We start from the raw sequence: 14,282 nt of genomic DNA on the forward strand, positions 1-14,282 counted from the left end.
CAACCATAATGTTCAATCATTTCAAACAACATATTTCTGAAAATTTTCCTTTTATAAATCAAAAGAAGATTTTAGTAGCTACATCTGGAGGTGTGGACAGTGTTGTTTTGGTTCATTTATTACATTCTTTAGATTATAAAATCGCTTTAGCACATTGTAATTTTAAACTTCGAGGGAAGGAAAGTGATTTAGACGCAGAGTTAGTTGTTAATTTAGGGAATGAGTTGAATTGTGAAACGTTTGTTCAAACTTTCAATACAGCTGATTACGCCGAGGAAAACAAAGTTTCAATTCAAGTTGCGGCACGTGAATTACGATACAAGTGGTTCTCTGATATAGTAAATGAAAATGATATTGATTATATCGCTACAGCGCATCATGCAGATGATAACCTTGAAACCTTTTTAATCAATTTATCTAGAGGTACAGGTTTGGACGGATTAACAGGTATCCCTGAAAAGAATGGGAAGATTATTCGACCATTGTTGCCTTTTACCAAATCAGATATAATTGAGTATGCTCAGTCAAACAGTCTTAAGTGGAGGGAAGATCAAACGAACTCAGAAACAAAATATGTAAGAAATAAAGTTCGCCATCATATTATACCTTCTCTAAAAGAGTTAAATCCAAGTCTTCTTGATAATTTTTCAAAAACAGTTAATTTCTTAAAACAAAGTAGAGTAATAATTGATGAAAAAATTGAAGAAGTTTTAGAGGAAATTCAAACAAAAGAAGGAGATATTCTAAAATTTAACATTGAAAAAATGTTAAAATTGAAGAATCAGAAAGCCTTTTTATTTGAGGTTTTTAAAAGATATAATTTTACTGAATGGGACAATGTATTCGAATTAATAAAGGCACAATCTGGTAAGATTATATATTCAAAATCTCACGTATTACTCAAAGACAGAGACTATTTACTGCTAAAAGAGTTGAAAAAAGAGGATGATAATATTTCTAAGTTTTACATAGAGGAAGATGTTGAAGAAATAAATAATCCTATTAAATTATCCATTAAAAATACAGATAAAAAACGTACAGTATCTAAAAATTATGTTTTAGTTAACAAAAATTTAGTAACTTTCCCAATAATTTTAAGAAAATGGGAGGAGGGAGATTTCTTCTATCCAACTGGAATGACTGGCAAAAAAAAAGTAAGTAAGTTTTTTAAAGACGAGAAATTTTCTAAATTTAAAAAAGATAAAACTTGGTTGCTTTGTAATGCCAATAATGACATTATATGGATAGTAGGAACAAGACAAGATAGAAGGTTTTCTATCGATTCTTCTGCTGAAAACATTTTGCAAATTAGTATATAAAATAACCCCAATACAATACAAACAATGAAAAGAGTCATTACCTTACTTTTATTATTTTTTGGATTTACTTTTACAACATTCGCACAGGATGATCCTGTAGAAGTAGAGACTTCAGTAAAGAAAATTTCTGATACTGAATATGATTTAATTTTTAATGTATACATAGACGAAGATTGGCATCTGTATTCTCAATACAATCCAAAAGATGCTTCTTTACCGATGACCATTAAACCTTCTCAAGGAGAAACAGGTTTTACAGTTGTTGGAAAAGCTACAGAAAGTGAAACTAAAACTGAGTACAGTGAAATCTGGGGAATGGATGAAACATTCTTTGTAGATGAAGCTACTTTAGTACAACGTATTAAGTTAGACGATCCAACATTAACGCAGGTTTCTTTAAATATTGAGGCTCAGGTGTGTAAAGAGTTTTGTTTACCTTATGATGATGATTTTACTTTTTCTTTAAACGGAGGAGAAGTTGTAGCGACTGTAGCGACTGTTGATGAGAAAAGTAAAGAAATTACAAACTCATTAAAGTTAGATTTAAAAAATCGTGAATTACTTGAGTCTTCTACAGAAAATAAAGAGAACAAAGGAAACTTGTTGAATATTTTTGTTTTAGGATTTTTAGGAGGTTTAATCGCATTCTTAACTCCTTGTGTATTCCCGTTAATTCCTTTAACAGTATCTTTCTTTAATAAGCAATCAGAGAAAAGATCAAGAGGAATTACAAATTCATTATTATATGGATTCTTTATTGCTGCTATTTATGTAGCATTGAGTTTACCGTTCCACTTTGCAGATAGTTTAGATCCAGAAATTTTAAATACTATTTCTACGAATATGTGGTTAAACATTTTCTTCTTTATAGTATTAGTATTCTTTGCTGGATCATTCTTTGGTTTCTATACAATTACATTACCAAGTTCTTGGAGTAACAAAGCAGATAACGCATCTGGAATTGGTGGGATTTTTGGTATTTTCTTTATGGCAATCACTTTAGCCATTGTATCATTCTCATGTACAGGTCCTATTTTAGGTTCGTTACTAGCTGGTTCTTTAACTGCTGATGGTGATCCAATGCAGTTAACTGCTGGTATGGGAGGATTTGGTGTAGCTTTAGCTTTACCATTCGCATTTTTTGCTTTATTCCCTAATTTATTAAAAGCTTTACCAAAATCAGGATTCTGGATGAAGGCTGTAACTGTATTGTTAGGTTTTGTTGAATTAGCATTAGCATTCAAGTTCTTATCAAATGCAGACTTAGTTGGTAATTGGGATTTATTAAAAAGAGAGGTGTTCATAGGTATCTGGATTTTCATCACAATTTTAGCGGCATTATTCTTATTCGGAGTAATTAGATTCCCAGGTGGGCCAAAAGTGAAAAGAATTTCAGGTTTAAGAATTATACTTGGTTTAGCAGTATTAGGTTTCGCAGTTTATTTAGCTCCTGGTGTTACTAAAAAACCAATGTGGCCTCAAAAAATATTAAGTGGATTTGCACCACCACAATTTTATAGTATTTACGATTTAGAAAATAACAAATGTCCTTTAGCATTAAACTGTTTCAAAGACTTTGATGAAGGAATGGCATATGCAAAAGAAGTTGGTAAACCTGTTTTAGTTGACTTTACAGGATGGGCTTGTGTAAACTGTAGAAAGATGGAGGAGAATGTTTGGAGTGAGAGTAGAATCTATAACACTTTAAAGAATGATTATGTATTAATCTCTTTATATGTTGATGATAATGAAAATCCATTACCTGCAGAGGAACAATTTGATTTTGTAAAGCCAAGTGGTAAAATCAAAAAGATTAGAACTTATGGAGAGAAGTGGGCAACTTTACAAACTGTAAACTTTAAAAATGCTTCTCAACCTTATTACGTTCAATTAAGTCCGGATTTAGAAGTGTTAAATACACCACAGCAGTATACTGATAAATTAACTTATTATAACTGGTTAAAAGAAGGTGTAAAGCGTTACAAAGAATAAGCATTAGAATTTTTATTATATAAAGAAAAAAAGATCACTTATCAAAGTGATCTTTTTTTCTTTTAATCTAATTAATTTTTTGCTTAATTATCTAAATGACCAGTTTTTATAGTTCTTAGAAGATTCTAGTTTTTTTTCTAAATCATCTGGTAGCTCCTTGAAGAAATCTATCCCAGTTTGTTTTTCAATCTCATCTATGGTAACGACAAATTCGTATAACGGTTTATTACTTTCTTTGTGTGGTAATAAAAACGCGATAGCTTTAAGTTCTGGTTTTGTATAATCTAATATTACTTTGTAAAAGTATTTTGGGACAGTTACTTTTTCCTTTCCAATAGTAGAATAATTAGCATCGCTTAAAATCCCACCAGTAACTACATAGAGGTGATTATATTTTTTTGCCCAATATCTAACCTTTTGTTCTAATCTATTCCAAACTCCAGAGTTAAAATCGTGTTTTTGTGGACTAATATTGGATGTAAAAAAAGTTTCGTTAAAGGCTTCTTTTGAGAATTTTCTGTCTCCTGCAGGGCATAAGTGACCTCTGTCGTACCCCGACCTTTTATAATTTCTCCAGTCTGCCGATTTAGTTTTAACCTTTGGGTCCTCAATAAAAAAAGGTCTCTTATAATCCCGTGTAGGAAATATCCTTTTTATTTAATGAATAAGCAACCCATTCAGCTTGCTCGTGTTTCTCGTTATAGGATAAGGAGTAATATTTATGATGTATTACTTGGTTTGTAGTAGAGGTAGGAAGAAAGTCGAAAGAGGTATTCTCATTTTTTGTATTCGTTTTAGATTCTTCTTTTGTTTCTTTTGAGAATGAATGCTCTTTGTTCTCTTGATAGTAATTGTAAATTAAAACTGCGCTTAAAATAAGCGCAGCAATGATTCTTTTTTTAGTCACTTTTTAACGGTATTTGTTTAAAATCTTCTGTGCGATCAGCATCTTTAAATATTTGCTGAAATTTAACAGGAGGCACAGTTAACTTACGTTTTGCTAAATCTAACCATGCTCCGTAAACATTAATAATAGCAGATAGTTGTCCTTTACTATTAAATACTTCATGTTGAATTTTCCAACGTTCTCCTTTAGCTGATAATCCAGTTATTTTTAAATTTACTGAAATATCTTCTCCTAAATGTATTTCTTTTAAAAACTTAGTGTTTTCTTCAAACAAAATTGGTCCAACTTTTTCTTTTGTAAAGTCATGAATGGTAATACCAAATTTATTGAAAAATCTCAAACGAGCCTCTGCTGCATAATCATTATAAGCTGTATGACGCATGTGAATATTAGCATCAAAATCAGCCCATCTAGTTGTAAATTGTACTTTAAAATTCATGGGTTATTTTTAATCAAGGAGCGAAATTACGAACTTAAGACTTTACATCCAATGCATCTCGTAGCGAATTTCCAAGCAACATAAAAGCCATAACTAAACTCATAATTGCAATACCTGGAGCCAAAGCAAGAAACGGTTTGCCTAATATGATATAGTTGTAATGATTTTTAATAATTGCACCCCAAGATGGAGTAGGTGGTTGTGCACCAATTCCAAGAAAACTTAATCCGCTTTCAATTAATATCGCTGCGGCAAAGTTAGCAGCTGAAATAACAATTATTGGGGCTAAAATATTTGGTAAAATATGTTTAAAAATAATTCTAGCATGCGAGTATCCTAATGCTTTTGCAGCTTCAATATATTGTTGTTGTTTAGTAGTAATAACTTGACCTCTAACGATTCTGGCAACTTCTACCCACATAGTTAAACCTACGGCAATAAAAACTTGCCAAAACCCTTTTCCTAAAGTAAGTGTGATGGCGATTACAAGTAATAAGGTTGGAATAGACCACGTGATGTTGATTATCCACATAATGAAAGCGTCAATTTTCCCTCCGAAATATCCAGCAATAGCACCTATTGGTATTCCTATAAGTAATGAAATAAAAACAGCAATAAATCCTATTGAAAACGAAATTCTTGTACCAATAAGAATGCGACTTAATAAATCTCGCCCGAATTTATCTGTTCCTAGGTAAAATGTTTTTTTTGTTATGTAGTTTTCAGGATTGTTTTGAAAAAGTTCGAGTTTATAATTTTTAGTTGATCCGTCATATTTTTTAACAGAAATATACTCTTCTAAAATATTGTATGATAGAATTGGAATTTCCTTGGGATTATCTTTTTTTCCAAAAAACAAAGTTGAAAGCCAAGATGATTTTGTTTTATTTTCAGATGGCAATAAAAGCATTTGTGAAGAAAAACCAGGCTTTTTTGAGTGGATTTCAATATGCATTTGATTCGCTGCATTCGAATTGTCTGGTGCAAGTAGATAACAGAATAAGGCTACTAATCCACATAAAACAATGTAAGAAAGACTCAAAACTCCAGTTGTATTACGCTGAAACTTTCGTAATGTTAAAATCCAAAGTGAATTAGATGACTTCATGGTTTACTTCACACTTTTAAGTTGGGTAAGATCATTTCCTGTTGGTGATTCAAAAATTTCTAAATCAAAATACGTTACAGCCGCACAAATATGATCAAAAATATCTGCTATTATACGTTCATAAATAACCCATTCTTTCATGTTGCTAAATGCATAAATTTCCAGAGGAATTCCTTTGGATGTAGGAGTTAATTGTCTTGTCATCAAAGTTAGTTCCTTATTGATTTTTGGATGCTGTTCTAAATATAAATCTATATACTTTCTAAATATACCAAAGTTAGTAAGGTTTCTTCCGTTAATAAGTAGTTCTTTATCAAATCCATTCTCAGAATTGTAACTATTAATTTCTTCACTTTTTTCCTTTAAGTAAGAACTGATAAGTTCAATTTTATTAAGGTTTTCAATGTCCTCTTTAGAAACAAATTTAATACTACTCATTTTTATGGATACGGCACGTTTAATTCTTCTTCCTCCAGAATTATTCATAGCTCTCCAATTCTTAAATGAATCGGAAATTAAAGAGTAGGTTGGTATACTTGTAATTGTATTATCAAAATTCTGAACGATAACTGAAGTTAGATTGATTTCAATAATATTTCCATCAGCTCCATATTTTTCCATAGTTATCCAGTCCTGAAGTCTTACTGTATCATAAACAGATATTTGAATGCTCGCAACAAATCCAAGAATAGCATCTTTAAAAATTAAAAGTAATACCGCCGAAAAGGCCCCTAAGGTTGTTAAAAATCTACCCAATGGTCTGTCGGAAAGGATAGAGACACTTATAATAATTCCTATTAGCCACGTGAAAACCATAAATATTTGAACATAGCTTTCTAACGGTTTATCTTTGAAAACGGTTAATGTTCTCAAGTAATCTTTAATACTTGAGAGCATACTTTTTACTAAGAGTATAAAGCTTATTAATATGCAGACATTGGTTATTTTTTGAGCGTATTTTAAAACCTCATTGAAATCAATAAAAATATAGTCTAGAAAAGCATAGGTAATAATAAAAATTACAACTCTTGATAAATTTAGGAAGAAACGATTTTTAATTAAAATATCATCAAATTCCGTTTTTGTTTTAGAAGCAATTTTTCGAATCATTTGACTTCCAAATAACTTAACCAATCGATAGATTAAATAGCCTAAAATAGCAACCACAAGTAAGTTGCTAATCACATTTAAATATTCTGCTATAGTTTCATCAAAATTAAAAGTCTTCGTAAATAAATTATAGAATAATTTTCTTGATTCCATTTATAATTATATCAGATTTTTGAACTCTTCGCCTTCTTTTAAATTAAATCTTTTTCTAAACCAATACACTGTTAAATACAATAATGGAGTATCTAAAAGCGCAATAAATACTTTGAAAATTACACCGCTAATTAATAATCCTAAAAATTTATCCCAAGCGATAATCTCAAAAGAACATAATAAAACTAAGACTGTTAAGGTGTCGATTATTTGAGAGGAGAATGTAGAGAAGTTATTACGTAACCATAAATGTTTACCATTGGTGTATCTTTTCCAGAAATGATATACTCGTATATCTACAAATTGCGCAAATAAATATGCTAACATAGAAGCTAATACTGCCAGTGGAGCACCTCCAAATACCAAATTGAAAGTTCCGTCATCCACTGGAGACCATGACGTTGCTGGTGCATGTTTCCCTACATAAATAATACCTAAAGAGAAAAGTGAAGCAAAAATACCTGTAATTACAACTTGATTGGCTTTCCTCTTTCCATATATTTCCGATAATATATCTGTAATTAAAAAGGTAATCGGATATGGTAAAAGTCCAACTGAAACCTCAAATAGTTTTACTCCATATATTTCGATATCAAAAGGATACCAATAAAAAAATTTTTGAAAAATAAGGTTAGAGGCAACTAGTGAAGAAATAAATAAGCCAGCAAGTATTAAATAAATATTATGCGCGAGTACTTTGTTTTTCTCAGTCATAAAACGAAAATAGCAAAATTAAAATTGATTATGTTTGCATTATTAAACAAATGATTAAAGAAACATATGAAAGCATATATTTTTCCTGGACAAGGAGCGCAGTTCACAGGTATGGGGTTAGATTTATATGAAAAATCACCTTTAGCCCAAGAGCTATTTGAACAAGCGAATTCAATCTTAGGATTTAGTATTACCGATGCAATGTTTGAAGGGACAGCAGAAGAATTAAAGCAAACAAAGGTTACTCAACCTGCTATTTTCTTACATTCTGTAATTTTAGCAAAAGTTCTTGGTGAAGATTTTCAACCAAATATGGTTGCAGGTCATTCTTTAGGAGAATTTTCAGCGTTAGTTGCTAGTAATGCATTATCGTTTGAAGATGGGTTAAAATTAGTTGCTACGAGAGCCAGAGCAATGCAAAAAGCTTGTGAAATGCAAGAATCTACAATGGCGGCTGTATTAGGATTGGAAAATGAAGTTGTGGAAGAAGTTTGTGCTTCTGTGGAAGGTGTTGTTGTGGCTGCAAATTATAATTGCCCTGGTCAGATTGTTATTTCAGGAGAAGTAGAAGCAATTAATAAAGCTTGTGATATACTTAAAGAAAAGGGAGCAAAAAGAGCATTAGTTTTACCTGTTGGAGGTGCATTTCATTCTCCGTTAATGGAACCAGCTCGTGAAGAGTTAGCGAAAGCAATTGAAGAAACTACTTTTAATACGCCTATTTGTCCAGTTTATCAAAATGTGGTTGCTAAAGCAGTTACTGATCCTACTGAAATTAAAGAAAACTTAGTAGCACAATTAACTGGAGCTGTAAAATGGACGCAATCTGTTCAGCAAATGATTGCAGATGGTGGTGCTGAATTTGTAGAAGTTGGACCTGGTAAAGTGTTACAAGGTTTAATGAGAAAAATTGATAGAAACGTTGCTGCAAGTGGAGCAAGTTTTGAATAAAAAAATCAATTTATCATAAAATAAAAAAACGCCCTAATTGCTAGGGCGTTTTTTGTTTTATTGCTTCACTTTCTCTTGAAGTTTATTTAATAAGACTGGCTCTCCAAAACCTAAACCTTTCATTCTTTTTAATTGAGTTTCTGCATCTCCAACAACTAACCATATCATCTTGTTAGGGTCAACATATTTGTTAGCCAATTCTTGAATACGAGGAATTGTCATTTCTGAAACAATTTTCTCTCTTCCTTTAACATAATCAGGAGATAAATTATAAGTACTAATGTTTTCCAACATTCTTAATTTAGCATTCATCGTTTCAAAAGCACGTGCATTTGATTTGATTAAGAACCCTTTAGTGGTTGCTAAATCTTTCTCGTTATAATTTTTAGCATAGTTTTCTAAGATTTGTTTCACCAATTGAGATGCTTCTAAAGTAACATTACTTCTTACACCACTTGAAATTGTGAAAGCTCCTTTTTCCTTCGATCCAGAGAAACCTGAACGAACTCCATAAGTATAACCTTTACCTTCTCTAAGCTGTTGTGTTAACTGAGAAGCAAAACCACCACCACCTAAAATATAATTCATAACTGTTGCTGGATAGTAATCTTCATCATTAAAGGCTAATGCAGGAGTTCCAAATCGTAATTGAGATTGTTTTGCATTAGGAACATCGTAAAAATAAACAGTTGACTCTTTTGGAGGTTCTGGAGTAGGGAAGCTAGGAATCGTAACTTCTTTTGCTTTCCAATTTTCATTAATGTCTTTTAAAGAAGCTATAATGCTTTCCTTATCAATGTCACCAACTACATGCATTGTTGTAATTGAAGGAGAGATATAGTTGTTGTAGTAATTTTTAACATCGTCAATTGTAATTGATTCTACAGACGCAATAGTTCCTAAAATATTCTTAGAACGAATATTATCTTTTCCATATAATAAAGCGTTATACTGATTTGCGGCAATAGATCTTGGACTTGCTTCTTGTTGTCTTAAATTCGTAATTGCTCTCTTTTTTAATAGCTCGAATTCAGTTTCATCCCATCTAGGTTCTAGTAACATTTCTTTTACTAAAGCTAATGTTGCATCGTAATTTCTAGTTAAGGTAGTTCCTGAAATTCTTATATTTTCTTTTGTTGCGAATACATTAACTGAAGCACCTAATTGTGCTAAAGCATCTTCCAACTCGCTAACTGTTTTGTTTTTAGTTCCTTTTTCAAGTAAACCAGCAGTTAAATTAGCAACACCCAATTTATTCATGTCTTCTAGTAGTTGTCCGCCTTCAATAACAAAGTTGAATTCTACCAAAGGAACTTCACTATTTTGTATACCAAAAACTTTGATTCCATTATCAAGTTTATCTTGCCAAACATCTGGAGTTTTTATCTCAGGTGATTTTCCATAAGGAGGCTCAACTGAACGATCAAAAGAAGATGGTGTTTTTTCGTATTCAGCAGCTACAGATGCATCAAAAGATTCTTCAGCACCGATAACAATTTTTTCCTCTACAACTTCTGCTTCTTTAGAATTAGTAAGAGCTAAGGCCTGATCACCTTTAGGAACAAAACTGGTAGCGATGTAATTTTTTCCTTTTATATACTTATTGTACACCTTCATTACGTCTTCAGCAGTAACAGCTAATGTTTCGTTTAGTTCTTTTGTTACATAACCTGGATCACCAGTGTAAGTGTTATATGAAGCCAAACGAGATCCTTTCCCAAGCACACTTGATAAACTGCTGTAGAAGTCAGTTTCTAATCCTGCTTTAATACGATCTAAATCTTTTTGTGGAATTCCATTTTGTTCAAAATCTAAAAACGCTTTATCAATTCCAGCTTTTACTTCATCTAACTTAGTGTTATTAAAAGCTCTAACTATTAATTGAATTTGTCCTGCAATTTCAGAGGTGTAGTTAAACATAGTAGTTCCTGAAGTTAATTTTAAATCATCAACTAAAACTTTGTTTAAAGGAGCCTTTTTACCCACAGATAAATATTCTGATAAAATGTCAAGAGCGTAGGCATCTTTATGATATTGTTCAACGCCTGACCATGTTAATGTTAATTCAGGTAATCTTGCAAAGTTATCTTCATAGTATAAATGTTTTGTTTCATTAACAATACCTGGTCGTTTTTGAACTGGAGTAATTTCTCCTCCTCTTGGAATTTCATCAAAATATTTGTGAACCCACTCTTTCGCTTTGGCAACATCAATATCACCCGATAATACCAAAGTAGCGTTATTTGGTACGTACCATTTTTTAAAGAAGTTTTTTACATCATCTAATGTTGCATTTTGTAAATCTTCTAATGAACCAATTACTTGCCAGTTATATGGATGGTCTTTTGGGTACAAGTTTTTACCAATTACATATTGTCTATGTCCATAAGGTCTGTTGTCAACACTTTGTCTTTTTTCGTTTTTAACAACTTGTTTTTCTTTTGCTAATACTGGATCAGTCACTGTATTGATAAACCAACCTAGTTTATCTGCTTCTGCCCAAATCATTTTTTCCAACGCATCGCTCGGAACTGTTTGCAAATAATTTGTTCTATCTCTAGAAGTTGAGCCATTTGCACCTGATCCTCCAATACGCGCACTCATTTTATCTAATCCACCTTTTCCTAAATTTTCAGATTCTAAGAATAAAAGATGTTCGAATAAATGAGCGAATCCTGTTCTCCCTTCTATTTCTCGAGCAGAACCCACATGAACCATTAACTCTACAGCAACTACTGGGTCTGATTTATCTACGTGAAATATTACGTCAAGTCCATTATCTAATGTTATTTTTTCGTAGTCTATTTTTAAAGCTACAGGTTTAGCTTTTTCACTTGAAGAGGTGCAACTTAGCATGAAAACTGAAAGAAACACCCAAAAGATATTTTTAGTCATTGTTGATTTTAATTTAAGCTATGAAATTACTAAAACTAGAAAAGAAGATTTTCCTAATTTTTGTTAAATATTATTGATGTAGTATCAATAACTTATGCTTGCTGTTTTTGTTGCCATTCCCAAGCCGATTGTAACGCTTGTTCTATAGACTTCTCTGTTTTCCATTTGAGTTCACTATTTGCTAAAGTAGTATCAGCATAAGCTGCTGTAATATCACCTTCACGGCGAGGTGCTATTTTATAATTTAACTTTTGATTCGTCGCTTTCTCAAAGGCGTTGACTATTTCTAAAACGGAGCTTCCTTTACCGGTACCAACATTAAAAAACTCGAAATTCTTTTTGTTCTCCTTTCGAATTAATCTTTCAAGCGCAGCAATATGAGCTTTTGCTAAATCTACTACATGAATATAATCTCGAATAGCTGTACCATCTGGTGTGTCGTAATCATCTCCAAATACGGAAAGTTGTTCTCTAATTCCTGCAGCAGTTTGCGTGACGTAAGGAATTAGATTTTGTGGAACTCCAAGAGGTAATTCGCCAATGTTGGCTGTATCGTGCGCGCCAATTGGGTTGAAATATCTTAATGATATAGCGTTTAATCCGTGAGATTTGCAAGTATCTCTTATGATTTCTTCTCCGATTTGTTTGGTGTTTCCATAAGGAGATTCAGCAGGTTTTATAGGAGCATTTTCGGTAATAGGAAGTTTGTCTGCTTGTCCGTAAACTGTGCAAGAAGAGCTAAAAATAAAATTATCAATATTACGATTTCGCATTTCTTGTAATATATAAATAAGACTTCCGATATTGTTTTCATAATATTCTAATGGTTTCTGAACACTTTCTCCTACTGCTTTGAACGCAGCGAAATGGATAATTCCATCTACTTTATTCGTTTCAAAAAAATGTTGAACATCTTTTTTTACTCGTAAATCTATTTGGTGGAATTCAGGTTTTTTTCCTGTGATTTTTGAAATATTATCTAAAACTTCAATAGTTGAATTAGATAAATCGTCTATTATAATCACTTCATATTCTTCGTTTTGAAGCTCTACTACGGTATGTGCACCGATGAAACCTAATCCACCAGTTACTAAAATTTTTTTCATAGTTAATAGTTGAAATCTGAGTCTTTTAAATTCAGAGTAGTTTTGGCATTTCCTTTTGTTGGTCTAATTAATATGAGTAATATTAAAACACCGATATTTAAATTAATTAATTCTGGTTTTAAAATTAGAATTAAGAATCCTGCTATTTCCAACGGTGCCCATCTCAATACAAACGAACTTATATAGGTTGTAAGTTTTTCTGAGGTTGGTTGTTCTCGTGTCACTTTTTCTAATCTTTTATTTGATAAATAAATTCCAAGGAAATAAGCAATAATAGGTATTAGAAAAAATACAAAATTAGAACTATCAATGCTAAATTTATCAAGATTTTTAAAGTCTCCTAAGACATAATTAAAAATACAAAACCCAATAATCTGGGCTAAATGTATGATTTGACCAGTTCTAACTTTTTGATTCATTTTAACTTAAGAAATCATTCAAGGTTTTTGTTATGAATAAAAGCTGTTCTTCATCTAATTCAGTATGCATTGGTAATGAAATCACAGTCTCTACTAATTTATTTGTGACTTTGAAATCATCCTCATTATAGCGTTCATCCGCATAAGCTTTTTGTTTGTGCAATGGTACTGGATAATAAATTGCATTTGCAATTCCGTTATCTAATAAATGTTGATGTAATTCATCTCGTTTTCCATTGGTAATTTGTAAAGTGTATTGGTGAAAAACATGACAATCACAAGTAGCACAAATTTGTCCACAACTTGAAGAAGTCGGTGTAATTATGTTTGGATTACTAGCAAAGGCATTATTATAAAATTTAGCAGCTTCTCTACGTGCATTACAATAACCATCTAATAAAGGAAGTTTTGCTTTTAAAACAGCCGCTTGAATACTGTCTAATCTAGAGTTTACTCCGACAACGTCGTGGTAATATCTTTTGTACATTCCATGATTTACAATTCCTCTAATGATATGTGCTAAATCATCATCATTTGTAAAAATTGCTCCACCGTCTCCGTAACATCCTAAATTTTTAGAAGGAAAGAAAGAAGTTGTTCCTACATTACCAATAGTTCCGGCTTTCTTTTTTGTTCCGTCTTTGAAAGTATAATTAGCACCAATTGCTTGTGCGTTGTCTTCGATTACAAATAAGTTATGTTCTTTGGCAATTTCTAAAATAGCTTCCATGTTTGCTACTTGTCCGAATAAATGAACAGGAACAATTGCCTTAGTTTTTGGCGTGATTGCTTTTTTCAAAGCTTCAATATCAATATTAAAAGAATCAGGCTCAACATCAACTAAAACAGGAGTTAAGTTTAGTAAGCCGATAACTTCAACAGTAGCAGCAAAAGTGAAGTCTGCGGTAATAACCTCATCACCAGGTTGCAAACCAAGTCCCATCATTGCAATTTGCAAAGCATCGGTTCCATTTGCACAAGGAATTACGTGTTTTACGTCCAAATATTTTTCTAAATCTGCTTGAAATTCTTTTACATAAGGACCATTAATGTAGGCTGAAGAATTTAAAACTTCTTGTATTGATATGTCTACAGTTTCCTTAATTTTTTGATATTGACTTTGTAAGTCAACCATTTGAATTTTTTTCATCTCCTGCTGTTTGTTTACT

At 31.8% G+C, this 14,282-nt stretch carries 11 protein-coding genes and 1 pseudogene; 3 read left to right on the forward strand and 9 right to left on the reverse strand.

Going from position 1 to position 14,282, the window contains the following annotated elements; translation table 11 throughout:
- Window positions 1-8: 8 nt before the first annotated feature.
- Both tilS and ACOSP6_RS13210 read left to right on the forward strand, forming a co-directional pair.
- Window positions 9-1,319 (forward strand): tRNA lysidine(34) synthetase TilS, encoded by a 1,311-nt coding sequence (gene tilS / locus ACOSP6_RS13205; protein WP_422094379.1) that lies wholly within the window; start codon window positions 9-11, stop codon window positions 1,317-1,319.
- Between the two features lie 24 nt (window positions 1,320-1,343).
- Complete coding sequence (locus tag ACOSP6_RS13210) at window positions 1,344-3,311, forward strand: cytochrome c biogenesis protein CcdA (RefSeq protein ID WP_422094380.1); 1,968 nt, start codon at window positions 1,344-1,346, stop codon at window positions 3,309-3,311.
- A gap of 87 nt (window positions 3,312-3,398) precedes the next feature.
- Here ACOSP6_RS13210 and ACOSP6_RS13215 read toward each other — a convergent pair.
- From ACOSP6_RS13215 to ACOSP6_RS13235, 5 genes and pseudogenes are all read right to left on the reverse strand, one after another.
- Window positions 3,399-4,218: pseudogene (locus ACOSP6_RS13215) on the reverse strand (DNA/RNA non-specific endonuclease).
- Window positions 4,211-4,657: an acyl-CoA thioesterase gene (locus ACOSP6_RS13220; RefSeq protein WP_422094381.1), complete on the reverse strand. Its 447-nt coding sequence runs from the start codon at window positions 4,655-4,657 to the stop codon at window positions 4,211-4,213. Before ACOSP6_RS13220 ends, ACOSP6_RS13215 begins: the two are co-directional and overlap by 8 nt.
- A gap of 34 nt (window positions 4,658-4,691) precedes the next feature.
- Window positions 4,692-5,765, reverse strand: coding sequence for an ABC transporter permease (locus tag ACOSP6_RS13225; protein WP_422094382.1), 1,074 nt, complete (start codon window positions 5,763-5,765; stop codon window positions 4,692-4,694).
- Between the two features lie 3 nt (window positions 5,766-5,768).
- On the reverse strand, window positions 5,769-7,028 hold the full coding sequence (locus tag ACOSP6_RS13230; protein WP_422094383.1) for a mechanosensitive ion channel family protein: 1,260 nt from the start codon (window positions 7,026-7,028) through the stop codon (window positions 5,769-5,771).
- Between the two features lie 6 nt (window positions 7,029-7,034).
- The gene (locus ACOSP6_RS13235; RefSeq protein WP_422094384.1) at window positions 7,035-7,742 is read right to left on the reverse strand and encodes a queuosine precursor transporter; all 708 of its coding nucleotides are present in this window, start codon (window positions 7,740-7,742) and stop codon (window positions 7,035-7,037) included.
- A gap of 66 nt (window positions 7,743-7,808) precedes the next feature.
- On the opposite strand from ACOSP6_RS13235, the gene fabD reads away from it, so the two are divergent.
- Window positions 7,809-8,693, forward strand: a complete 885-nt coding sequence (gene fabD, locus ACOSP6_RS13240; RefSeq protein ID WP_422094385.1) for an ACP S-malonyltransferase — start codon at window positions 7,809-7,811, stop codon at window positions 8,691-8,693.
- Window positions 8,694-8,750: 57 nt separating this feature from the next.
- Here fabD and ACOSP6_RS13245 read toward each other — a convergent pair whose 3' ends face one another.
- From ACOSP6_RS13245 to ACOSP6_RS13260, 4 genes are all read right to left on the reverse strand, one after another.
- On the reverse strand, window positions 8,751-11,588 hold the full coding sequence (locus ACOSP6_RS13245) for a M16 family metallopeptidase (protein ID WP_422094386.1): 2,838 nt from the start codon (window positions 11,586-11,588) through the stop codon (window positions 8,751-8,753).
- Window positions 11,589-11,680: 92 nt separating this feature from the next.
- Window positions 11,681-12,694: a UDP-glucose 4-epimerase GalE gene (gene galE, locus ACOSP6_RS13250; RefSeq protein WP_422094387.1), complete on the reverse strand. Its 1,014-nt coding sequence runs from the start codon at window positions 12,692-12,694 to the stop codon at window positions 11,681-11,683.
- Between the two features lie 2 nt (window positions 12,695-12,696).
- The gene (locus tag ACOSP6_RS13255) at window positions 12,697-13,113 is read right to left on the reverse strand and encodes a hypothetical protein (RefSeq protein ID WP_422094388.1); all 417 of its coding nucleotides are present in this window, start codon (window positions 13,111-13,113) and stop codon (window positions 12,697-12,699) included.
- Between the two features lies 1 nt (window position 13,114).
- Window positions 13,115-14,263, reverse strand: a complete 1,149-nt coding sequence (locus ACOSP6_RS13260) for a DegT/DnrJ/EryC1/StrS family aminotransferase (RefSeq protein ID WP_422094389.1) — start codon at window positions 14,261-14,263, stop codon at window positions 13,115-13,117.
- Between the last annotated feature and the right edge of the window lie 19 nt (window positions 14,264-14,282).

Origin of the sequence: Tenacibaculum sp. MEBiC06402, assembly GCF_049239625.1 — a bacterium.
Classification (GTDB): Bacteria; Bacteroidota; Bacteroidia; order Flavobacteriales; family Flavobacteriaceae; genus Polaribacter.

Excerpts from the sequence above, each read along its gene's own strand:
- tilS (WP_422094379.1), top strand. The coding sequence starts at position 9 with ATGTTCAATCATTTCAAACAACATATTTCTGAAAATTTTCCTTTTATA.
- ACOSP6_RS13210 (WP_422094380.1), top strand. The coding sequence starts at position 1,344 with ATGAAAAGAGTCATTACCTTACTTTTATTATTTTTTGGATTTACTTTT.
- ACOSP6_RS13220 (WP_422094381.1), bottom strand. The coding sequence starts at position 4,657 with ATGAATTTTAAAGTACAATTTACAACTAGATGGGCTGATTTTGATGCT.
- ACOSP6_RS13225 (WP_422094382.1), bottom strand. The coding sequence starts at position 5,765 with ATGAAGTCATCTAATTCACTTTGGATTTTAACATTACGAAAGTTTCAG.
- ACOSP6_RS13230 (WP_422094383.1), bottom strand. The coding sequence starts at position 7,028 with ATGGAATCAAGAAAATTATTCTATAATTTATTTACGAAGACTTTTAAT.
- ACOSP6_RS13235 (WP_422094384.1), bottom strand. The coding sequence starts at position 7,742 with ATGACTGAGAAAAACAAAGTACTCGCGCATAATATTTATTTAATACTT.
- fabD (WP_422094385.1), top strand. The coding sequence starts at position 7,809 with ATGAAAGCATATATTTTTCCTGGACAAGGAGCGCAGTTCACAGGTATG.
- ACOSP6_RS13245 (WP_422094386.1), bottom strand. The coding sequence starts at position 11,588 with ATGACTAAAAATATCTTTTGGGTGTTTCTTTCAGTTTTCATGCTAAGT.
- galE (WP_422094387.1), bottom strand. The coding sequence starts at position 12,694 with ATGAAAAAAATTTTAGTAACTGGTGGATTAGGTTTCATCGGTGCACAT.
- ACOSP6_RS13255 (WP_422094388.1), bottom strand. The coding sequence starts at position 13,113 with ATGAATCAAAAAGTTAGAACTGGTCAAATCATACATTTAGCCCAGATT.
- ACOSP6_RS13260 (WP_422094389.1), bottom strand. The coding sequence starts at position 14,263 with ATGAAAAAAATTCAAATGGTTGACTTACAAAGTCAATATCAAAAAATT.